Annotated in this window: 14 protein-coding genes and 1 pseudogene; 2 read left to right on the forward strand and 13 right to left on the reverse strand. The window is 67.7% G+C overall.

Annotated elements, in window-relative coordinates; genetic code table 11:
• Positions 1 to 3 precede the first annotated feature (3 nt).
• Positions 4 to 3,363, forward strand: a complete 3,360-nt coding sequence (locus ACIRRA_RS07070) for an arabinosyltransferase domain-containing protein (RefSeq protein ID WP_402764218.1) — start codon at positions 4 to 6, stop codon at positions 3,361 to 3,363.
• 198 nt (positions 3,364 to 3,561) lie between these two features.
• On the opposite strand, the gene ACIRRA_RS07075 is transcribed toward ACIRRA_RS07070, so the two are convergent.
• From ACIRRA_RS07075 to ACIRRA_RS07135, 13 genes and pseudogenes are all read right to left on the reverse strand, one after another.
• Complete coding sequence (locus ACIRRA_RS07075) at positions 3,562 to 3,768, reverse strand: DUF5988 family protein (protein ID WP_402764221.1); 207 nt, start codon at positions 3,766 to 3,768, stop codon at positions 3,562 to 3,564.
• Between the two features lie 118 nt (positions 3,769 to 3,886).
• Positions 3,887 to 4,363, reverse strand: coding sequence for a hypothetical protein (locus ACIRRA_RS07080; protein WP_402764224.1), 477 nt, complete (start codon positions 4,361 to 4,363; stop codon positions 3,887 to 3,889).
• A gap of 87 nt (positions 4,364 to 4,450) precedes the next feature.
• The gene (locus tag ACIRRA_RS07085) at positions 4,451 to 5,995 is read right to left on the reverse strand and encodes an acyl-CoA carboxylase subunit beta (protein WP_402764227.1); all 1,545 of its coding nucleotides are present in this window, start codon (positions 5,993 to 5,995) and stop codon (positions 4,451 to 4,453) included.
• A gap of 52 nt (positions 5,996 to 6,047) precedes the next feature.
• Entirely contained in the window at positions 6,048 to 11,165 is a 5,118-nt protein-coding gene (pks13, locus tag ACIRRA_RS07090; RefSeq protein ID WP_402764230.1) for a polyketide synthase Pks13, read from the reverse strand.
• 168 nt (positions 11,166 to 11,333) lie between these two features.
• The gene (gene fadD32 / locus ACIRRA_RS07095; RefSeq protein ID WP_402764232.1) at positions 11,334 to 13,256 is read right to left on the reverse strand and encodes a long-chain-fatty-acid--AMP ligase FadD32; all 1,923 of its coding nucleotides are present in this window, start codon (positions 13,254 to 13,256) and stop codon (positions 11,334 to 11,336) included.
• A 656-nt stretch (positions 13,257 to 13,912) separates the two neighbouring features.
• The gene (locus tag ACIRRA_RS07100) at positions 13,913 to 14,845 is read right to left on the reverse strand and encodes a cutinase family protein (RefSeq protein WP_402764234.1); all 933 of its coding nucleotides are present in this window, start codon (positions 14,843 to 14,845) and stop codon (positions 13,913 to 13,915) included.
• A gap of 47 nt (positions 14,846 to 14,892) precedes the next feature.
• Positions 14,893 to 15,429: a DUF732 domain-containing protein gene (locus tag ACIRRA_RS07105; RefSeq protein ID WP_402764237.1), complete on the reverse strand. Its 537-nt coding sequence runs from the start codon at positions 15,427 to 15,429 to the stop codon at positions 14,893 to 14,895.
• 132 nt (positions 15,430 to 15,561) lie between these two features.
• Positions 15,562 to 17,691: an alpha/beta hydrolase-fold protein gene (locus ACIRRA_RS07110; RefSeq protein WP_402764842.1), complete on the reverse strand. Its 2,130-nt coding sequence runs from the start codon at positions 17,689 to 17,691 to the stop codon at positions 15,562 to 15,564.
• 458 nt (positions 17,692 to 18,149) lie between these two features.
• Positions 18,150 to 19,175 (reverse strand): alpha/beta hydrolase, encoded by a 1,026-nt coding sequence (locus ACIRRA_RS07115; protein ID WP_402764240.1) that lies wholly within the window; start codon positions 19,173 to 19,175, stop codon positions 18,150 to 18,152.
• Positions 19,176 to 19,302: 127 nt separating this feature from the next.
• Positions 19,303 to 20,673 (reverse strand): annotated as a pseudogene (locus ACIRRA_RS07120) (alpha/beta hydrolase-fold protein); the annotation flags it as partial.
• Between the two features lie 119 nt (positions 20,674 to 20,792).
• Positions 20,793 to 21,836 carry an alpha/beta hydrolase gene (locus tag ACIRRA_RS07125; protein ID WP_402764243.1) on the reverse strand — a complete coding sequence of 348 codons (1,044 nt, stop codon included), beginning with the start codon at positions 21,834 to 21,836 and terminating at the stop codon, positions 20,793 to 20,795.
• 355 nt (positions 21,837 to 22,191) lie between these two features.
• Positions 22,192 to 22,314: a hypothetical protein gene (locus tag ACIRRA_RS07130; protein WP_402764246.1), complete on the reverse strand. Its 123-nt coding sequence runs from the start codon at positions 22,312 to 22,314 to the stop codon at positions 22,192 to 22,194.
• Between the two features lie 32 nt (positions 22,315 to 22,346).
• Positions 22,347 to 22,577 (reverse strand): hypothetical protein, encoded by a 231-nt coding sequence (locus ACIRRA_RS07135; protein WP_402764249.1) that lies wholly within the window; start codon positions 22,575 to 22,577, stop codon positions 22,347 to 22,349.
• Between the two features lie 93 nt (positions 22,578 to 22,670).
• Here ACIRRA_RS07135 and ACIRRA_RS07140 point away from each other — a divergent pair, with 93 nt between their 5' ends.
• Positions 22,671 to 22,913, forward strand: coding sequence for a hypothetical protein (locus ACIRRA_RS07140; RefSeq protein WP_402764251.1), 243 nt, complete (start codon positions 22,671 to 22,673; stop codon positions 22,911 to 22,913).
• Positions 22,914 to 22,957: the final 44 nt, after the last annotated feature.

Here is a 22,957-nt window from a genome sequence, read left to right on the forward strand (position 1 = left end):
ACCGTGCCAGACGCATCTGCTGTACTGACAAAGCCGAATAGCCCGGCGACCGCCCCCGCGACACCGCGCGATTACCGCGTCGCGAAGCTCATAGCGATCGTCGCGGGCGTGCTCGGAGCGCTGTTCGCGCTGGCGACACCGTTCCTGCCGGTGCAGCAGACCCAGGCGGAGGTGAGCTGGCCGCAGGGCGGCTCGCTCGATCCGGTGCAGGCGGCGCTGATGTCGCAGGTGCCCATCGACGCGAAGGCCACCATCCCGTGTTCCGCCGTCCAGCAATTGGATCCGCGCGGCGGCATCCTGCTGGCAACAGCGCCGCCGCAGGGCAGGAGCGCGGACCTGGAGGCCCTGTTCGTCCGCGTCTCCGGCGAGAGCGTGGATGTGCTGGACCGCAATGCCGTGGTGGCCAGCGCCACCCGCGCCGAGATGAACCAGTGCTCGCAGCTGGTCATCACCTCCGACAGCACCCAGACCTACGCCAATTTCGAGGGCGTCACCCGCACCGTCGAGAAGCCCACCGCCGACGGCGGACGGGAACTGGCCACCGTGCCCGTCGACGGCCGCCTGCTCGGCGATCTGCGTCCCCAGGTGGTCGGCGTGTTCACCGATATGAAAGGCGGCGTGCCGGAGGGCCTTTCATTCCACATGACCGTGGACTCCCGATTCTCCTCCTCGCCGACGGTCATCAAGCTGGTGGCCATCATCGCCGCGGTCCTGCTAACCCTGCTGGCCATGGGCGCGCTGGCGAGGCTGGACACCAGTGACGGCCGCGGGCACCGGCGCATCCTGCCGGCGCACTGGCTGAAGCCGACCTGGGCGGACGGCGGCATCATCGGCACCCTGCTGCTGTGGCACTTCGTGGGCGCCAACACCTCCGACGACGGCTACATCCTGACCATGGTGCGGGTGGCACCGCACGCGGGCTACCTGGCCAACTATTTCCGCTGGTTCGGCGTGCCCGAGGCGCCGTTCGGCTGGTACTACTACGTCATCCAGGCCTTCGCAGAGGTCTCCACCGCCAGCCCGTGGGTGCGAATTCCCGCGCTGCTCTGCGGAATCCTGTGCTGGCTGGTGATCAGCCGCGAGGTGGTACTGCGACTGGGCAACGCGGTGGCGAAGTCCCAGGTCGCGCTGTGGACCGGCGGCATGGTGTTCCTGGCCTTCTGGCTGCCCTACGACAACGGCCTGCGCTCGGAGCCGATCGTGGCCCTGGGCGCCCTGCTGACCTGGGTTTCGATCGAGCGCGCCATCGCCACCTCGCGCCTGCTGCCCGCCGCGGTCGCGGTGCTGGTGGCAGCGTTCACGCTGGCCGCGGCGCCGACCGGTCTGATGTGTGTGGCGGCGCTGCTCGCGGGCATCCGGCCGCTGGTGCGGATCGTGGTGCGGCGGCGCAAGCAGTTCGGCGATCTGGCCCTGCTCGCCCCTATCGCGGCGGCCGGATTCCTGGTGCTGGTGGTGGTTTTCGCCGACCAGACCTTCGCCGGAATCATGGAGGCGAACCGGGTGCGGCAGGTGACCGGGCCGAATCTGGCCTGGTACGAGGACTACCTGCGCTACTACTACCTCTTCGTCGAGACCGTGGACGGCTCGCTGGCGCGCCGCTTCGCATTCCTGCTCATGATCCTGTGCCTGATCACCACCATGCTGGTGCTGCTGCGCCGGCGGCAGGTGCCGGGCATCGCGAGCGCGCCGACCTGGCGGCTCATGGGCGTGGTCTTCGGAACCATCTTCTTCATGATGTTCAACCCGACCAAGTGGACCCACCACTTCGGTTCGTACGCGGGCATCGCGGGTTCGCTGGCAGCGGTGACGGCGGTTGCCGTGTCCGCCACCGCACTTCGCTCCCGGAAGAACCGGTCGGTGTTCCTGGCCGGGCTGCTCTTCACCCTCGCCGTCGCCTTCTCCGGCATCAACGGCTACTGGTACGTCTCCAGCTACGGGGTGCCATGGTTCGACAAGACCGTCTCCCTGCACGGCTTCCAATCCAACACTCTGATGCTGGTGCTGTTCGGGCTGGCGCTGGCCGTGGTGGCCTGGCAGTCGCTGCGCGAGGGCTACGCCAAGCCGATGGAGAACGGGAAGACCAAGCGCGGCAGGCGGGTCCGCAAGTTCGCCGCCATCCCGCTCACCGTGGTCGCCGCGCTCATGGTGGCCTTCGAGGTGATGTCGCTGCTCAAGGGCGCGGTACAGCAGTACCCTGCGTACTCGCTGGCGCGCTCGAACATCGACGCGCTCACCGGCAAGACCTGCGGGCTGGCCAATGACGTGCTGGTGGAGAGGAATGTCAACGGCGGCAACCTGACCCCGATCATCGATCCGGCCCACCCGCCGCTGAACGGCGATCCGCTGGCGGGCGAGAACCCGAAGGGCTTCTCCCCCAACGGCGTCGCCGACAAGCTGGATGCCGACAGTGTCGAGGTGAAGCCGGGCACCGGCAACACCTCCACCCAGACCGTCGGCCCGGCCTTCGAGAAGGGCCAGAACGCGGGTACCGGAGGCGGCAAGGGCGCAGAGGGCGTCAACGGCTCCACGGTGGCGCTGCCCTTCGGCCTGGATCCGGCCACCACCCCGGTGCAGGGCGCCTACCAGGACGGTGTGCAGCAGCCCGCCTCGCTCACCTCGAATTGGTACGAGCTGCCGGCTCGATCGGATGACACACCGCTGATCGTCATCTCGGCGGCCGGTCGCATCATGTCGTTCGACGACACCGGCAATATGACCTACGGACAGGATCTGTTCCTCGAGTACGCCCACCGGAGTCCGGACGGCAGCATCGGTGAGATCCAGTCGTACCGCCCGCTGGACATCGGCCCGGCCCCCTCGTGGCGGAACCTGCGCATCCCGTTCTCGGCGCTGCCCGGCGACGCCAATGTGGTGCGCATCCACGCCGAACGCCGGGTGCTGATCGGCGACCAGTGGCTGGCCTTCACCCCGCCGCGGGTGCCGAAGCTGGTGTCGCTCAACAGCTATCTGGGCTCCACCCAGCCCATCCTGCTGGACTGGGCCGTGGGCCTGCAGTTCCCGTGCCAGCACCCGTTCGATCACCGCAACGGTGTGGTGGACGCGGCGCCCGAGTACCGCATCCTGCCCGACCGGCCGCTGGCCATCAGCTCCACCAATACCTGGCAGGCCGAGGAATTCGGTGGTCCGCTGGGCTGGGCGGAGATGCTGTCGGCCTCCAAGACGGTGCCGACCTATCTGAAGGACAACTACGCCCGCGACTGGGGCTCCCTGGAGCAGTACGAGCCGTTCTATCCGGATCCGTCCGACCCGGCCAAGGCCAAGTTCCCCAAGCCCGCGCAGGTCGACACCCACGTGGTGACCCGCTCCGGGTTCTGGTCGCCGGGGAAGATGCGAGTTTTTTAACCCCGGACACGCCGTAACCGGTGGCCGCCCGCGACTTCGCGGGCGGCCACCGCTGTTCCGCCTCCCCGGGCCTTCAGCGGGCGGCCAAGAGCCGTTACCGGTCTCGCACCCGTGCCGGAGGTCGAGAGCCGAGCGGATTTTGGTCGTACCCGACGAGTTACCCGGAACCGCGTGAAATCAGTTGCCGCGTCCTGGACCTTATTTTTTTGCTTCCACGTGCGCCACCCACTCGTAGACGGGCAGACTCCCCTCCGGAGTGTCCTGCCAGCGTGAGGTCACTCTGTAGCGCTCGTACCCGCCCCCGAACGCCACTCGCAGCTCGACGCCCGGTGGCGTGATCGGGACGATCCGCGTTTCGAGGCCATCCGGCCCGCCTTCGAGTAGCGCCAAAGGTGAGGTACTCATAGCTGAAGGCTCTCACATCTATACGGGTCACCCGATAGATTCAGCGCAATCGGCGAGCCGCCTGAACAAGCCGCCCGTGAACCGGGCACGGGTCGGCCTCAGGCGGAAGGAATCGGTATCAGAAGAGGCCGAACTGGCTCAGCAGGCTGCTCAGCACACCACCGATGATCGGAATCTTCGAGGCGCTGCCGGTGCCCATGCCGCCGACCGGAACCGCGGTGACGCTGATGCCGATGGTCTGGGCGTTGCTGCTGGTGCTGCTGCCGTCGTCACTGGCGATGAGCGTGTACGTACCCGCAGTCGTCGGGGTCCACTGGTAGGTCGCGTGACCGGTGGAATCCACCGGAGAGGCGCCCATGTACGCGGCTGCGCCGCCGGACGGGCTTTCGATCCAGAAACCCACCTGGCTGCCCGCGTTCGAGCCGCCGACGGACGCCGTCAGTGTGTAGGTCGTATTGATGTGCGCCAGCCCGGTCCCGGCCGACAGCCCGGTGACCTGTGCGTCCGCGGCCGGCGCGGCCGAGAGGACCGCCAGGGCGGTGGCGGCGGTCGCCGCGCCGCCGATGAGCGTGTTCCGAATTCGATGGGTAGCCATAAGCGCTTCGCCCCAACTCTCATTGCCGAGCTAAATTGAAATGAGATGGTTTCACACGGTGGGGCGGGTTGCAACGGTTCCGGCCGATTACAGCGGAAGCAGGTGGTGTTTACGGGGGTTCTGGGGAATTCTCTTGTCTCGCAGCAGGTGCAGGGCCCGGCGAATTTCCAGCCGGGTGCTCGCCGGTTCGATGACCGCGTCGATATAACCGCGCTCGGCCGCCACCCACGGGGTCGCGACCGTGGCGTTGTAGAAGTCGATCATCTGCTTGCGCATGGCCGGGCGCTGCTCCTCCGGCGCCGCCGCCAGGGTCTTGGCACCGATGAGCGAGACCGCGCTCTCCGCACCCATGACCGCGATGCGGGCGGTGGGCCAGGCCAGATTCACATCCGCGCCCAGCTGCTTGGACCCCATGACGGCATAGCCGCCGCCGTAGGATTTGCGGATGACCACGGTGACCTTCGGGACCGTGGCCTCGACGAAGGAGAAGATGAACCGGCCGCCGCGCTTGATGACGCCGATCTTCTCCTGCTCGACACCGGGTAGGAAGCCCGGTGTGTCGACGACGAAGACCAGCGGGATTTCGAACGCGTCGCACAGCCGTACGAAATGGGCGGCCTTGTCCGACGCCCGGGCATCGAGCGCACCCGCGTAGACCATGGGCTGATTGGCCACCACCCCGACGGTGCGGCCGTCCACCCGGGAGAAGCCACAGATGACGTTCTTGCCCGCGGCCTCACCGAACTCGTGGAACGCGCCGTCGTCGAAAATGCGGAGCAGAATCTCGTGCATGTCGTAGCCGGAATTGTCGGCGTCGGGCACGATGCCGTTGAGTTCCAGATCGGTGTCGGTGATCTCTGGTTCCAGACCGGGATTCACCACCGGCGGCAGCTCCTGGCAGCTCGACGGCAGATAGCCGAGGTAGTCGCGCACCCACTCGAAGGCGGCGGCCTCGTTCTCGGCCACGTGGTGGATATTGCCGTACTGGGCTTGGGAATTCGCGCCGCCGAGCTCCTCCAGGCTGACGTCCTCGCCGGTGACCTCGCGAATCACCTTGGGGCCGGTGACGAACATGTAGGCCGCCCGAGTGGCCACCACCACGTCGGTATTGATGGGCGCGTACACCGCGCCGCCCGCGCAGCTGCCCAGGATCATGGAGATCTGAGGCACCAAGCCGGACAACGGTTCCTGACGCCGGCCCAGCTCGGCGTACCAGGCCAGGGAGGTCACCGCCTCCTGCACGCGGGCGCCGCCGGAGTCGTTGATACCGACCACCGGGCAGCCCACCTTGGCGGCGAATTCCATGATGCCCGCGACCTTTCGGCCGAACATCTCGCCGACCGAACCGCCGTAGACGGTCTGGTCGTGCGAGAAGACGGCCACCGGGCGGCCCTCCACCAGGCCGTGGCCGGTGACCACGCCATCCCCGAAGAGGGCGCTCTTGTCGCCCGGATTGCGCACCAGCGCACCGACTTCCACGAAAGTCCCGGGATCCAGCAGCATATTGATGCGGTCGCGTGCCGAGGGAATTCCCTTCCTGGCCCGCTTGGCGATTCCCGCATCTCCCGCCGGTTCCCTCGCGATGTCGAGCTTATGTCGAAGGTCGGCGAGTTTCTCGGCGGTGGTGCGCACTGGGACTCCTTTCGGCAAAACCTACTTTCGCAGAATCCGTGTAGCGGTGGTGCTATTTCGTTGTGGTGTCGACCTCCGACAGTTTCTTGCTGAGATCGGCGCCGATGGTGGCGATCCGCGGCTCGTCGATGATCTGGATGTGATCGCCCGGAATGTGGATGATCTCCAGATTCGGAATGTGTTCCTGCCAGCCGCCGTTCGGCCGCCGGTCCGCGAAACGCGGTTCCAGCTCGATCATTCCGTCGTGGTAGCGATCGGCGAGATAGAGGGCAACAGCGCCGTCGTACTTCGACGGCTCGATCTTCTGCAGCTCCTTGCTGTCGATCCACGAGGTGCGCTGATGCTCGATCACGCCGCCCGGGATGTCGACTCCGGCGAACTTCAGCAACTCCATGATGATGTCGATCTGTTCCGCGTCGGACGCCGCGGCCAGCTCCTCGAGCTGCTCCTGATCGAGTTCGCCGTTGAAGCCATAGGTCTTCTGCGCGAACGACTGGTAGCGGCGGATCCGCTCCACCCGCTCGTCGGGAGCGTCGCTGAAAGGCTCGACCGGAATGGCCAGGTCGATCAGGCCGATGTGCCGGACGTCCGCACCCTCGGCGCGCATGATCTCGCCGACCTTCAACGCGAACACCGCGCCCAGCGACCAGCCGTAGAAAATGTACGGGCCCTCCGGCTGCCGCTTGCGGATCTCCGGAATGTACTGGCGCGCACGCTCTTCGATGGTGCCCTCGACCCGCTCCAGGCCGTACATCGGTGTCCCGGCCGGGAGTCGGTTCAGCAGCGGCTCGTACACCAGGGTGTTGCCGCCCGAGGCGTGGAACACGAAGACCGGCACCGCATTCGAACCAGCCTCCTTCGCGCGCAGCGTGCGCACGAAGCCCTCCAGATCGGAGCTCTTGCCCTGGTAGCGGACAACGACCTCGGACAGCTGCTCGATGGTCTTGCAGGCCCGCACCTCGGCCGGATCGACCTCCGCCTTGACCCGCTCCGACAGCCGGCCCGCCAGCTTCTCCAACGTGGCGTCGTCGATCTCGGGCAGCGGGTTGAAGATGCCGCCCGCCGTCTTGCCGGTCACCAGCGCCCAGGTGGCAAAGGCGAGCCGCTCCTCGCCATTGCGCGGGGGCACATTGTCGGCGTCGGTCTCGGCGATCGGCGCGGCGGAATCGTGCTCCGCGACGACCTCTTCGGCCTCGGCCACCACGTCGGTGGTCTCGGCCTTGGGCAGCAGCGCGGCCGGGTCCTCGCCCGCGTCCATGGCGGCCCGCGCGGCGGAGATGAAGTCGGCGTCGACGGTGATGTCCTCGCCGGCGGCCTGCCGCGCGGCGATGTCGTCGAGCTGATCGCGGTGCTCGATGGCGTAGCGCAGCACCTTGCCGACCTCGAGCAGGCTGGCGTCGCGCACGGCCTGGATCTGCAGCTGCGGAATGTCGAATTCGTATTCGACACGGTTCTTGATGCGCATGGCCATGAGCGAATCCAGGCCCAGCTCCATCAGCGGAATCTCCATCGGGAGGTCCTCGACCGCGTAGCCCATGGACTCGGCCACGATGATGGCCAGGCGCTGCTCGATGGTCTGCGTGCCCTTCGGATCCCAGCGCTCGCCGGGAGCCGCCGCGGCCACCTCGACCGCCGGCGCCGCCTGGACGACCGCGACCGGCTGTGCCACAGCCGATTCCGGCAGCGGCGCGCCGGAGACGACGACCGCGTCGAACAGCGGGCGGAAGGCATTGCCCTCCTTGGCGTGCACCGAGACCGACGCGCCGCCCGGGTGCGGGGTGAGCGTGGTCGTGAGCGTGCCCGCGGCGGGGACCGCGCCGTGCGCGACCGACGCGCCGACGGTCACGTCCGAGAGTACCTGCGCGGCAGCGGCATTCACCAGTGCGGCCAGGTCGGTGACGGCCGGGGCCTGCACCTCCCAGACGTGGCGGCCGTCCGGCAGCGCCACATGCGCACCCGGGACACGAGCATTGCCCGCGCCGCCGCCGAAGCCACCGGTCACCCTGGGCCAGTACTGCTTGCGCAGGAACGCGGTGCGCGGCGCCGCCGCGTAGTCACCGGCGGGCAGCAACGAGGGCAGGTCCACCTTGTGGCCCTGCACGTACAGCTGCGCCAGTGCGGAGATGACGCCCGCGGCCTCGTCTTCCTTGCGCTTGAGGGTCGGGATCAGTGCCGCATTGTGCACGCCCGCCGCGAAGGTGGTGCCCAGGACCTGCATGAGAGCAACGGAATTCGGTGCAAGTTCCAGGAAGGTGGTGATACCGGTGTCGACGGCCTGCCGGATGGCGTTGGTGAAGTACACCGAGCCGCGCATGTTCATGACCCAGTAGTCCACGTCGTGCACGGGCGCGTGGCCGGCGCGGTAGACGGTGTCCTTGTGGACGGTCGAGTACAGGTCCCGCTTGAGCTTGGTGGGCTCGATGCCGGCCAGCTCGGCGGCGAGTTCGCCCAGCAGCATGTCCATCTGCGAGGTGTGGCCCGCGCCGCGGGTCTGCAGCACGCGGGCGAACTTGCCCTCGGCCTCGGCGCGCGCCACGATCGCGTGCACCTGGTCCGGCATGCCGCCGATCACCGTGTTGTTGGGCGCGGCGTACACCGCGACCTCGATCTCGGGGAACTCGGTCTCGACGAGCTTGGCGACCTCCTCGGCGGAGTACTCCAGCAGCGCCATATTGCGGACCTGGTCGTCGGTGAGCATGGCCTCGCCCTCGGCCATCAGCCGCGAGCGCGCGCAGATCACCCGCACCGCGTCCTCGAGCGGCAGACCGCCCGAAATGTACGCTCCCGCAACCTCACCCTGGGAGTGGCCGACCACGCCCTCGGGCTCGGCGCCGTGCGCGCGCAGAATCGAGGCCAGACCCACCTGGATGGTGAAGGTACCGACCTGGCCGGTGCCGATGTCCCAGTCCATGGAGTCGTCGAGGATCATCTCCTTGACCGAGTACCCGGCCTCGTCGATGACCAGCTCGTCGACCTGATCGACGGCCTTACGGAAGATCGAGTTCTCGGTATAGAGCTGCTTGCCCATCTTCCGGTGCTGCGCGCCGAAACCGGCCATCACCCACAGCGCGCCCTTGGCGGCGGGGGAATCGGCGGTCCAGACGCCATTGCCCGGCTTGCCCTCGGCGATGGCCCGCAGGCCCGCGATGGCCTCGTCATGGGTCTTGGCCACGACCACGCCGCGCGAACGGCCGTGGTTGCGCTTCGCCAGGGTGCGGGCCACATCCTCGAGCGGAGTCGCTTGTCCCGCTTCGGATTCCAGCCAGTCGGCCAGGTCCTTGGCGGCACGCTTGCGCCGCGAGGGCAGGTAGCCCGACACCGGGAGGATCAGCGGCATCGGCTCTTCGCGATTGCCCCACTCCGGTTCCGGCGCAACGACTTCGGTGATGGCCTCGGCCTCGGCGACCACATCGGTGGTCTCGTTGTCGAGGTCGGTGGTCTCGGGAACCTCCGCTGCGACAGTGGGCGGCACGTACTCCTGAACGACCACGTGCGCATTGGTGCCACCGAAGCCGAAGCCGGAGACGCCGATGGTGGCCTTGCCGCTGTAGCGCGGGAATTCGGTCGGCTGGTCGGTGACCTTCAGGTGCGCCTGGTCGAACGGGATGAAGGGGCTGGGACCCGCGTAGTTGAGATGCGGCGGAATGACGTTGTGCTGCAACGCCAGGATGACCTTCGCGAGGGCCGCAGCGCCGGCGGCGGCCTCCAGGTGGCCGAAGTTGGTCTTGGCCGAACCCAGCAGCGCGGGCTTGTCGTCCTCGCGGCCGCGGCCGATGACGCGGCCGAGGGCGTCCGCCTCGATCGGGTCGCCGATGGGTGTGCCGGTGCCGTGCGCCTCGATGTAGTCGACCTGGGACGGCGGGATCCCGGCATCGCGGTAGGCGCTGCGCAGCACGGCGGCCTGCGCGTCCGGGTTCGGGGCGAGCAGGCCGTTGGACCGGCCGTCGCTGTTGACCGCGGACCCCTTGATGACCGCGTAGATGGTGTCGCCGTCGCGCTCGGCGTCGGCGAGGCGCTTGAGCACCACCAGACCGCCGCCCTCGGAGCGGACCATGCCGTCGGCGTCCGACGAGAACGCCTTGATGTGACCGTCCTTCGACACACCGCCATTGGCGTCGAAGGCGAGCGTCGCGGCCGGGGACAGCAGCACGTTCGTGCCACCGGCCAGCGCCAGGTCGGCCTCGCCGTTGCGCAGTGCCCGAACGGCCTGGTGCACCGCTACCAGCGAGGACGAGCACGCGGTGTCGACCGCCACCGACGGGCCGCGGAAGTCGTAGAAGTACGAGACACGGTTGGGGATGATGGCCGAAACGCTGCCCATGATGCCGTAGCCCTCGGCCGAGAGCGGCGTGCCCGGATCGGTGGTCCCGACCGCCATGCCCGCGATGATCATGAACTCGGTGCTGGTCGAACCGATGAAGACGCCGACCTGCTCACCCTTGAGGGTGTTGGCGGGAATCCTGGCATGCTCCAGTGCTTCCCAGGTCAGCTCGAGCGCCATCCGCTGCTGCGGGTCCATGCGCTCCACCTCGACCGGCGAGTGGGCGAAGAACTCGGCGTCGAAGCTCTTGAGGACGTCCTGGTCGAGGTAGCCGCCCTTGACGTTGGACTTGGCGATCTGCTCCACCAGGCGCGGATCGTCGAGGAACTCCGCCCAGCGGCCCTCGGGTAGGTCGCGGATCGCGTCACCGCGATTGATCAGGAATTCCCAGGTGGACTCGGGCGTATCGCCCGCACCCGGCAGCCGGGTGGACAGGCCGACGATGGCGACATCGTGCGCCTGGCCCGGCTGGAAACCCTGGGTGTAGAACGAGTCGTCGGCCGCCTCGGCCGGAAGGTCGGGCTCCCCATTGATGATTCGCTCGGCCAGCGACGCGATGGTCGGGTGCTGGTAGACGATGGTCGCGTTCAGCACGACCCCCGTCAGCTCCTCGATATCGCCACCGAGTGCGAGGGCATCGCGCGAGGCCAGGCCGAACTCCTCCATCGGCCGGTCCACGGTGATGTTCTCGATCGGCTGCCCGGTCGCGTCGGCGACCCAGCGGCATAGCCATTCCCGCAGGTCGGCTACCGACATGTCGGCCGCGGCAGGTTTCCGCGTGGCCGCACCATCGGCCGCCGGTGCGTTCTCGGTCGTCTGGGTGGGGTCCGTGCCCTCGTTCTCAGCCATCAGTTCCTCAAGCTACCTGTCTGCTCACGGTGCGCGGCGTTGTTGTCGGGACTCTCGCCGTTCCCTGCCCGAACGGCTCTGTCTTCGCGTGCCGGAACGGCACTGCCTTTCATGCGTGAATGGCGCGAACCGAACGGGCTCGCGCCATCCAACTTCGAGACGGTCGTCTCACTCCTCGTCTGGTGCATCGGGGAAGGCCTGCTGCGTGTAACCACCACGCAGCGTGCCTCCGATGTACTCCGCCTTGCAGGCGCGACGCGCGATCTTGCCGCTGGAGGTACGCGGGATCGAACCGGCCGGAACGAGGAGGATGTCACGAGCGGTGACACCGTGCCGGGACGAGATGGCCGCGCGGACCGCGTCCGCGATGGGACCCGGATCGGCCTTGCCCGCGCCCGGGCCGCGCTCGGCCACGATGACCAGCTGCTCACTGGCATCGTCGGCGTCGTACTTCAGGCCCGAATGGCTGTCCTGCGCAAAGACTTCGGCGGGCAGCTGGTTGGCGGGCACCGCGAAGGCGGCCACGAAACCGGGGCGCAGCATGGTCGAGGCCTCCTGGGCGGAGTACTCGAGATCCTGCGGGTAGTGGTTGCGGCCGTCCACGATGACCAGGTCCTTGACGCGGCCGGTGATGTAGAGCTCGCCGTCCACGTAGACGCCGTAGTCACCGGTGCGCAGCCAGATGCCGTCGGTCGGCACACCCTCCGCGTGACTGTGCTCGGACAGTCGATGCGCGAGCTGGTTACGGAAGGTCTTCTGGGTCTCCTCGGCGCGGCCCCAGTAGCCGATACCGATGTTGTTGCCGTGCAGCCAGATCTCGCCGACGTGCCCGTCGGGCAGCTCACGCGCGCCATCGGGAGAGTCGATGGAGTCGCCGTCCACGATGGCCGCCCACTGCGACAGCGCGATGTAACCGCAGGACACCTGGGCGATGGAGTTCTCCGCGCCCTGCTCGACCTTCTTCACGCGACCGGCATTGAGCTCGAGCCGGTCCACGTAGATGACCTTGGCCTCGTCCTCGTGCCGGGTGGCCGACACGAACAGGGTGGCCTCGGCCATGCCGTAGCACGGCTTGATGGCGGTCTTGGGCAGGCCGTACGGGGCGAACGCCTCGTTGAACTTCTTCATCGAGGTGGTGGTCACCGGCTCGGAGCCGTTGATCAGACCGAGCACGTTCGACAGGTCCAGCGACTCGCCAGGCTTGGGCAGACCGCGCACGGCGGCGTGCTCGAAGGCGAAGTTCGGTGCGGCGGCGAAGGTTCCGGCGCCGTCGGACACCGCGGCCAGCTCGTTGATCCAGCGCGAGGGCCGGCGCACGAACGAGGCCGGGGACATGATGGTGATGTACTTGCCGCCCACGGCGGGCAGGATCACCGTCAGCAGACCCATGTCGTGGTACAGCGGCAGCCAGGTCACTCCGCGCGAACTCTCGTTCAGGTCAAGCGCGTTCACCATCTGCAGCACATTGGTGCCGACACCGCGGTGGGTGATCTCGACACCGGCGGGCACCCGGGTGGAGCCGGAGGTGTACTGCAGGTAGGCGATGTCGTCGACCACGATGTCGGGGCGGATCCAGGACTCCCCGACGCTGTCGGGAATCGCGTCGACGGCGATGATGCGCGGGCGCTGGGCCGCGGGCAGCGACCGGAAGAACTGGCGGACACCGGCGGCGGAGGAGCTCGCCGTCAGGATCGCGGAGGGCGTGCAGTCACCGAGGACCGCATGCAGGCGATCGGTGTGGCCCGGCTCGTCCGGATCGAACAGCGGCACGGAGATAGTGCCCGCGTAGATGGCGGCGAAGAAGGAGATGACGTAATCCAGGCCCTGCGGAGCCAGGATCGCGACCCGATCGCCCCGCTTGGTCACCTGCTGCAGTCGGGCGGCCACCGCGCGCAGCCGCGTACCGAACTGACTCCAAGTGAGGTCCTGGTACTCACCGTCGCGCTCGCGTGAGTAATCGATGTAGCGGTAGGCCAAGTCATTGGCGTCGTTACCGTGAGTGTGCTTCTCGACGTAGTCGACGAGGGTGCGTCCCTCGGGAATCGTGATGTTCCCCGTTTCGTCGAGGTAATCGTCGAAAGTCTCGTCCATTCCTTCTTCTCCTCCGAGGCACACGCGGCATGAGACGGCAAGCATTGCCGCTGTTACCTGTGAGGCCCCGACTCTCTTCGCCCGCGGGAGCTCCATACGAGAGCCAACCTGCAGAATTGTGTTGCGGTCTGCGCGGTGACCGTCTAATGGCTAGATGTTCTCAAACCAGGGACATGTTACAGAGGAGCTGCCCGGCCATGCTTCGGAGCGGCCGAACATCTCCCAGCTCACACCTCTGGACTAGTGCTTCACCGGTGCGAATGCCTCCAAATGGGTGGGGAGCGCCCCACATAGGACACAACTAGGACTGGATGTGAGTTGCCGCACGCACCGGGTCTCGGCAGTGTCGCAACCCGGAGCACTTTACCGGGTGACCCCGAAACTGGGGGGGCTGTGTTTGATTGCCCTTCGCTGCGCTCCGGGCGGGTTCGCGGCCCTGTTACCTCGGTCTTCCCTCCTCCGCTTCGCTCCCCCGCTCCAAGGCGGAGGTCTATCAAGCCGCAGTCCAGACCGAGGCGGGCCGCGAACAGCCTGGTGATCCGCGAAAGAGGGGGTGCGAATCCGCATCCCGAAGGCTCCGCTCCAACTGGCTCGAGGTGGAGCAGGCCTACCCGTCAAGGGTGGCTGCCCTCACATGAGGAAGCCTTGGCGAATGCTTATGTATGTGCCGGGTGCGGAGCGTTTTCGATGAGACCGGACGCCCAGGTCACCGTCCACTCGGTGGCGGTGGTGCCGTTGTCGTCCACCTGGTAGCCGTTGTAGAGGCTGTGCACCGGATTGCCCGCGGCGCGGACCAGGATGTTCAGGCTGCCGAGGATATTGCTCGGGCTCAGCGCCTGGCGAGGGGAATCGCAGATCAAATCGCCTGCGGCACAGATGGTGAAGGTGCGGCCGGTGAGCTTGCCGTAGCCGCCGCGCGGTCCCGTCATGGTGATGCCGGGGACGTTCAGGCCCTTGAGCGCCACCTCCGCGCCGACCCCGGGCGGGGTCGGGCCGATCTCGGTGGCGTCGCTCGGATCGCCGACATCACGGCGGCCGTCGGCGATGGTGGTCACGCCCAGCACCAGGTCCTCGGCCACCGGGCCCTTGCCGGCGCCGATCTGCGCGGCGATATCGCCGACGATCACCGCGCCCTGCGAGAAACCCGCCAGAACGTAAGTGGTGAGCGGACATTGGGCGGCGGTCTGCGCGAGCTTGTCGGTGGCGCGCTTGGCGCCCTCGGAACGGCTGTTGTTGTAGGAGGACTGCCCGTCCGGCGGAATGGCGACCGGGTTGGAGAACTGGGCGACGTACGGGACGGTGTAGACCTCGACCCGCTCATCGGGGAACTTGGCCCGAATCGGATTGGAGATGTTCAACATCAACGACGCCGGGTTCGCGGCCGGGTTGAAGGGGTCGTCATTGCTGTTCGACTCCCAGGTGCCCGGCACGGACAGCATGAGCACGTCCGGGCAGGCGGCCGGTTGCGAACTCGGACGGGGCGGGGCCGGCGGCTTGGGGCCGGGCAGCCGCAGCCGCCCGGCCAGCAGGTACCACAGCAGCAGCGCCACCACGACCACGATCACGATCGCGGCGATGACGAGCAGCATGCAACCCACCGGCCGCGACCGGCGTTGTCCGATTCGGCGTCGCGTCGTCACTTGTTGCAGTAGCTCTTCGAGGCGACGTCGTAGTAGATCTTGCCCGCCTGCTCGACCGTCATCTTGGACGGATCGAAGGACGGATCGGAACCGGCGATCGCGGTCACGTAGGTGATGATCTGATCCTGCGGGGCGTTCTCCGACTTACCCTGGCACACCAGATTGGCCGCGGTGATGGCGATGTCCGGGGAACCCGGGGTGATACCGGCCTTCTTCAGATCGTCGAGGAAGCTCTTCTCCTTGTCCGACAGCGCCGGGGAGCCGTTCGGGGTGGTGATGAACTGGCTCGGCACCGGTGCCGGGCGCTCGACCGTGGAGCTGGGGGTCCCGGCATCCGGCGCGGCCTGCGGAGCCTGCTGATCGGTGGACGGCGTCGCGTCGCCCGGGGTGGCGGGCGCGGCGGCCGTGGTCTTGGTGGTGGTCAGCGTGGGCGTGCTCTTGGCGGTCGAGTCATTGCTACCGCAGGCGGCGAGCAGTCCGGTGGCGGCGATGGCGGCCACCACGCCGAATACCTTTCCACGGGTACCGTGCATCAATTCGCTTCCTATATCTGTCCGGGGGCAAGAGGTCGCCCCCAGGCTAGCCGCAACCCGGGACGGAGTCCCGGGCCACAACGGAACCACACCTACTTCTTAGGGCTGATTAGGGTCGTTCGGCCGGAAGTCTCAGTTGGGACGGACCTCCGGGCCCAGCGCCGGAATGAGCGTGGGCTGCGCGGGATCGGCAGGTGGGAGCTCGGGCGCCGGGGCAGGTGAGGGGGCCGGAGCTGCGGCAGGCGCGGGGGCCGGAGCGGGCGCGGGGATCGCGGCAGGGGCCGGCGCGGCGGCCGGGGTCGCCGGCACGGGGACCGGAGCCGCCGGAGCGGGGGCCGGCGGCGCCGGCTGCGGCAGGGCGGGCAGGCCCGGCAGCTGAAGTGCGGGCTGCTGGGCGGCCGGCTGGGCCGGGTCCGGCTTGGGCTGCTCGCTGCCTGGGATGGCGATCGGGCGGCCGTCGAGGGTGGCCGCGGAGGCCCGGCCGTCGCGGATGGTGATGGTGCCGCCCTGGAAGGTCTGCTGGGTGCCGCCCGGGGTCTGGCTCTCATCGGAGATCGGGTAGCCGAGCGGTCCGTTCTCGAATCCGGTCGCACCCCAGGCGTCCATGATCGGACCGGTCCGCACGCCCCAGGCGCCCGAGAGCGGGCTCCAGTAGATATTGCCGCCCTCGAAGCCGGACCAGCGGCCGAAATCGCGCAGCGGCTGCTCACCCGAGGTCGGGAAACCGTAAGGGCTGTTCTCGAATCCGAGCTGCGCGTACTTGCCCAGGATCAGGCCCTGCACCAGGTGCGCGCCGGTCTTGGCGCTGAAGTACATGGACCCGTTCTCGAAACCCTGCACCGCGCCGTCTCTCTGGGGCGTCCGGGCCTCCTGGCCGGTGGGGTACCCGGCCGGGCCGCGCTCGTAGCCCTGCCTGGCCCATTCGTCGAGGATGGCCCCGCGCACCGCCTGTGCACCGGTCTGCGGAGTCCAGTAGATCGACCCGTGCTGGAACGGCTGCAGCCTGCCGCGGCCGTCGGGCAGGCCGCCCTCGCCCGCGGTCGGGAAGCCCAGAGCGCTTGCCGCCGTGCCCAGTCCGCCGTAGCTGCCGCCGATCGCGCCCGCCACCGGCTGGGCGCCCGTGCCCGGCGAGAAGAACACCTTGCCGCCGCGGAAGTCCTGGGCCACGCCGCCGGGCACCGGATACTCCGCGGTGAGGCAGTCACCGATCCAGGAGTTGCCCTGCGCCACCGGCGCGATCGCTCCACCGGCCCGGCAGTCGACGGGGGTCGAGTCCACGCCCAGCGCGGTGGCCGTCTGCGGCCAGGCCTGGCGCATCTCGAAATCCCAGTACGGCCAGGTGTGGGTGCCCGACGGGCGGTAGTTCACCGAGACGGGGATATTCAGCTTGTTGAGCTTGGCCACGAAATTCTGGGTGCTCAGCCGGGACAGCACCTCGAGGCCCAGGCCCGCGTAATTGGTTGTGATGCCCGGAATGTCGGAGAGCGGGTCGGTCGTGCCCGCGACGCCGTTGCCGCTGGAGACATAGAGGGCCACGCCCTTGAGCTTGTCGGCCAGCTCGTAGGGGTCGTGTTCCTTCCAGGCCGGGCTGGTCGGCGGGCCGAACATCTTCGACGAGTCGAAGCCGCCCGCGTCGCGCATGGCGAAGTTGACCGCCTGCGGCATGCCGAGCGAGGTCAGGGTGAGGAAGCCGGAGTAGGAGGCGGCCGAGCGCACCCAGCCGGGATTGCGGGCGGCCAGCGTCATGGCCGCGGTGCCGCCCATCGAGAGTCCCTCCGCCGCACGCACGTCGGTGGCGCGGAACTGGCTCTCCAGCAGCGGCGGGAGCTCCTTCACCAGGAAGGTCTCCCACTGGTAGTTGTGGCCGTTGTCGGGGGCCAGCCAGTCGGTGTAGAAGCTGGACTGGCCGCCGACGGGCAGCACCACGAGGGAGTTCTTGTCGGCGTAGAAGCCGGCCGCGCCCGCGTCCTTGGTCCAGCCGTTCTCGTCGTCGGTGGCCCGCAGGCCGTCGAGCATGTAGACGACGGGGAATCTGGCATCCGGTTTGGAGTTCCAGTCACGCGGCAGCAGCAACTGGACTTCGACGGGTGCGCCGGTGGCCGGCGAATTCACCCACAGGGCGACCCGGCGGTCGTTGAGCCACGACATCTTCTGGATGGACGCCGCGGGAGCGGCGGGAGCATCCGGTGCGGCACCTGCCGGTCCACACTGCGCGAAAGTGCCCGCGGCCAGCGGAAGCAGCGCCGTTACAGCACATGCCATCCAGCGCACGCGCCTTCCTTTGATCCCACGGACAACTCCAGCCACACAAGTGTTGTACCTCCGAACACGCGTGAGACCCGGCAGGACACACGGAAACGGACCGTTCGACAGCAAACGTCCAGTTGCCAACCCGCCTCCCCACGCCTGCCGGCCCGCCTCCCCGCATCTACCGGCCCGCCTCCCCGCATCTACCGGCCCGCCTCCCCGCACCTGCCGGCCCGCCGCCCCGCACCTGCCGGCCCGCCGCCCCGCACCTTCAGCGCATAGCCGAGAGCCGTCGGCGTCCCGCACGCGTGCCGGCGGTCAGGTAGCAAACCTATTTCGGACGTACCCCCGGAGTTACCCCGACCGTCACGAAATCAGCCGCCGCGTTGGCATACGTCCAGAATCAGACTCCCAGTCCAGTCAAACGCCCGAGTCCGGTCAAACGCCCGAGTCCGGTCAAACGCCCATTCCGGTCAAACCCCCAGTGCGGCGAGGATATCGGGGCGGGCGGTGGCCAGTTGGTCCTGCCAGTAGGGCCACGAGTGGGTGCCCTCGACCTGGAGGTTGTAATGGGCGCCGATACCGAGCTGGGTCATCCGGCCCACGAACGAGAGTGTGTTCACCATCGACAGGGCCTCCAGCGCAACGGCATTCGCGGTGTTGAAGATGCCGATGGGCGAGTCCGGGTGGTCGTGCGGGCCGAGCACGCCCCAGGACGCGGAGATGAACATGGGCAGGTTGCGCAGCTGCGGTGCGAAGACGAACGGGTCCATGCGCAGCCACTGGGGGCTCCACGGCCAGGCCATGGAGTCGACATTGAACCGGCCGGCGTCGAGCATGGCGATGCGGATGGCCTCGCGCATGCCGGGCGCGGAGATGTTCAGGTAGCCGGAGAACGAGGAGGCATGCTTGAACTGGCCGCGGTGATAGGCGGCCAGCGCCAGTGCCGCCGACCCGCCCATGGACAGCCCGGCCACCGCGTTGTTGGTCCGCGAGACGCCGTAGCCCTCGAGGAACGCGGGCAGCTCCTCGGTCAGGAAGGTCTCCCACCTGTAGGTGAACTTCTGCCCGTTGGTGCTCGACGGCGATCGCCAGTCGGTGTAGAAGCTGGACTGCCCGCCGACCGGCATCACCAGGGTGACATTGTCATTGGCGAACTGCTGCAGAGCATTGGTCTCGAGGACCCACGCATTGGAGTCGTCGCGGGCGCGCAGGCCGTCGAGCAGGTACAGCGCCGCGTCGCCACCGTGCGCGGCCCACTGCACCTGCACCTTGATCGGGCCCATGCTGGAGGGCACCATCAGCTCCTCGAAGCCGCCCTCGCGGGCGCGGTGCTGGGGATGCGCGGGCATGGCGAGGGCGGGCCCCGCCAGCGCCGGGAGCGCCAGCACTGCCGCGACGACCGCGAGGGCGCGCCGCCAACCGTGTCTGACGCGGGCGCGTCCGGAAATCCGAATCGAACCGTGCTGCGGGCATGACGAAGCGCCCTGTACTGCCATAGAGATCGATCTCCTGAACCGCAGGGGGAACCACACCGACGTGACGGGAGTCACGGACAACCGTGCACTCTACCTTCGTCCCGGAGGTTGTCGGCGGGTATCCGGTTCAGCTGGCGTGTATCTCGACCGTACCGTCGTGGAAGACGATGGTGCCGTGCTGGAAAGCCTGCTGCGCTCCGCCCGGTATGGGCGTTTCGTCGGAGGTGGGAAAGCCGAGTGCCCCAGCGGGTCCCGCCGCGCCCTCGTACGCGCCGCCGATCATGCCGCCCACCGGATGCGCGCCGGTGGCCGCCGACCACACCACCCGCCCGCCCCGGAAGTCCTGCGCCGCACCACCGGCCAGCGGATACTCCGCGGTCAGGCAGTCGCCCAGCCACGACTTCGCCAGCGCCACAGGCGCAATCGCGCCCGCTGCGGCGCAGTCCGGCTTGGTCGCCTCCACCCCCAGCGCGGCCGCCGCCTGCGGCCAGGACTGCCGCATCTCGAAATCCCAGTACTGCCAGGAATGCGTGCCCGAGGGCCGGTAGTTCACCTGCGCCGGGATGCCGAGCTTGTCCAGCTTGGCCACGAACTGCTGAGAAGAGAAGCGCGCCAACACTTCCAACGCCATGCCCGTCCAGTTGGTGCTCACGCCCGGAACCCCGGCCGGAATGTCGTAGACGCCCGCCAGGCCGCTGCCGCTGGACACATACAGGCTGAGGCCCTTCAGTTTTTCCGCGAGCACGTAGGGATCGTGCGATTCCCATTCCGCGTCGGTGGGCGGGCCGTCCATGGCGTCGGCGTTGTAGCCGCCCGCGTCACGCATGGCGTACGCGATCGCTTGCGGCATACCGAGAGTAGTCAGCGTGAGGAAGCCGGAGAAGGAGGCGGCGTAGCGCGCGAATCCGGGATTGCGGGACGCCAGCGTCATGGCCGCGGTGCCGCCCATGGAGAGCCCGGTCAGGCCGCGCACATTCGTGGTGCGCCAGTCGCGGTCCAGCAGCGGCGGTAATTCCTTGGTGAGGAAGGTTTCCCACTTGTAGGCCTTGCCGTTGTCGGGCTGCTTCCAATCGGAATAGAAACTGGCCGCGCCGCCGACAGGCAACACCACCGTGATGTCCTTGTCGGCGTAGAAGCCTTCCGCCCCAGTATTTTTGGTCCAGCCGTTCTGATCGTCGCCGGCATGCAGACCGTCGAGTAGATAGAGCACGGGAAATCTGGTGTCCGGCTTGGTGTTCCAGTCTCTGGCCAGGAGCAGTTGCACCTGGATCTGCGTGCCCATGGCGGGGGAGTAGACCCACAGAGTCACGCGTCTGTCGCTCAGCCACAACACATTTCGAATATCGGGCTTGGTGGGTTTCGCCGGCTCGGCCGCTGGTGGAGCGGCCCCCGGTTCCGCGAATGCCGTTGCGCCCCCGCCGGCAACCCCACCCGTCAGCAAAGCTGTCGTGGCTACCGCGAGCGCGACCAGCCCTCTGCGGCCGCCTCTCCCCCATCTACCAATTGCCACAGCTGTCACAGTAGGTTTCTACCGCGTCGCGGCGAATGATGGGGAGTCATAAAAAGAACCGGCCACCCTGTCGGATGGCCGGTTCATTCGTTCACGCTATCGCCCGGGGCGAGTAGCGGTCGTTTCTACTAGGCGAGACCCAGCGCGCTCAGCATCTGCGGGCGGGCCTTCACCAGCTCGTCGTGCCAGTAGCGCCACTTGTGGGTACCGGTCGCGGTGAAGTCGAACTGGGCCGGAATGCTGATCTGCCCCAGCCGCGCCTGGAAGGCACGGGTGTTCACGCTCGCCAGCGCCTCCAGCGCGACGGCGTTACCGGTATTGAAAACGTCTGCGGCGGAACCGATGCCGTCGTACTGGCCGGGGATGCCGTTACCGGACGAGATGTACATCGGCAGACCCTTGAGCTGCGGCGCGAACACGAACGGGTCCATGCGCAGCCAGGCCGGGCTCCACGGAGCGGCCATCGAGTCGACATTGAAACGGCCGGCGTCCAGCATGGCCAGGCGGATGGCCTCGCGCATGCCCGGCGCGGACAGGTTCAGGTAGCCCGACATCGAGGTGGCCTGCTTGAACATGTCGCGGTGGTAGGCGGCCATCATGAGGGCGGCCGAACCACCCATGGACAGACCCGCGATGGCGGTGTTGTTACGCGCGACGCCGTAGCCGGAAAGAAAATCGGGGAGTTCCTTGGTCAGGAAGGTCTCCCACTTGTAGGTGTACTTCTGACCGTTGGTGTTGGACGGGGACACCCAGTCGGCATAGAAGCTGGACTGACCACCGACCGGCATGATGACGTTCACGTCGTCGTTCGCGAAGATGCCGGGGGCGTCGCCCTCATCGGCATTGGCCCACGCGTTGCGGTCGTCGCGAGCGCGCATGCCGTCGAGCATGTAGACCGCGGAGCTGCCGCCGTTCTTGGCCCACTGCACCTGGACCTTGATCGGGCCCATGCTGGACGGCACCATCAGCTCTTCGAAGCTGCCAGGAATACCGCGGTGCATCGGACCGAACGCCGGGGCGGCCGAGGCGATGGACGGGACGGCCAGGGAGGCGGTCGGGACCGCGAGCGCCGCTGCGGTGACGGTGGCCGCGACAAGCCGTGTGCGCCAAGCACTCTGCGCACGGCGTCGCGACGAAACTCCTCCCGGCACGGCGGACCTGCCGAAACGCATGGATATTGCTCCTTCTCTACCGCAGCACTGCGCTGCTGCGGTGTCTTAAGTTGTCAATCACGCACCCCCGGGCATGACAAAGTCATGCGCGGACATGCACGATCACCACTCACAGCGAATCCCGACACTTCCCTGTGAGTGAAGCGCTACCACGGGTTGGTCACACTTGCTCGCTGGAGGGTATTCGACGCTCCGAGCGGTTGGCAAGGCCACGCTAATGAGTGGCTGGTTCAGTGAATCAACTCAGTCACTGTCGCATACGACCGTAATGGTGCGGTGACCATATCGCGAATCCCTCATGATGTCGCGGCAACATGCAAATCCCTTACGCCGCAAGGAAGCTTGGCGGTTTCGCTCAGCCGGGGTCGGCGCTCGGGTCCGGCAGCATCTTGTAGACCTGATCCGACCAGTGGAGCCAGGCGTACACACCCTCGGTGATGTAGTCGAACACCGCATTACCGCGGCCCAGGGAGTCCATGCGCGCCTGGAACGCGCGGGTATTCGCAAGTGCTATGGATTCCAGACCATCGCAATCGTCAGGTCGGCTGCGTCCAGTGGGGATTGCACGACATCCCGCGGACCGGGAACACCGCTGCCGCTGGAGATCCACATCCCGGTGCCGTTGTCCCGCAACATCGGTGCGAATTCGAAAGGATCGTTGCGCTGCCACAATACGCTCCAGGGCGGCCCCCACACGGCGTCGATGTCGAAGCCGCCCGCGTCCAGCAGCGCCGTCCGCATACCCGGGGCCAAATGTTCAAATAGCCGGAATACGGTCCGGCATAACGGAACTGGCCCGAATGACAGGCCCCGGCACCAGGGCCGCTGCCACCCATGGACAGCCCGAACACCCCGATCTCGCGCGGATCGAAGCCCAGCCGCATTGATGTTCCACGCGGTGAGGGCATGCTCGATATCGGTGTCGATCTACCATCCGGAAAGTCGTTGCGGGCGCGCAATCCGTCCCAGCGCGTACGCCACGCGGCGGGTATTGCCGTCATCGGCGCGGAAGATGCGCGACTTGATCGGGCCCATGCCGGAATCGACTCAGAAGTCGTAACCACCCGGATCGAATGACGCATGCGCAGTCGCCATCGCCCCGATTGTCCCAGCCAGCGGAA

Origin of the sequence: Nocardia sp. NPDC101769, assembly GCF_044766925.1 — a bacterium.
GTDB lineage: Bacteria > Actinomycetota > Actinomycetes > Mycobacteriales > Mycobacteriaceae > Nocardia.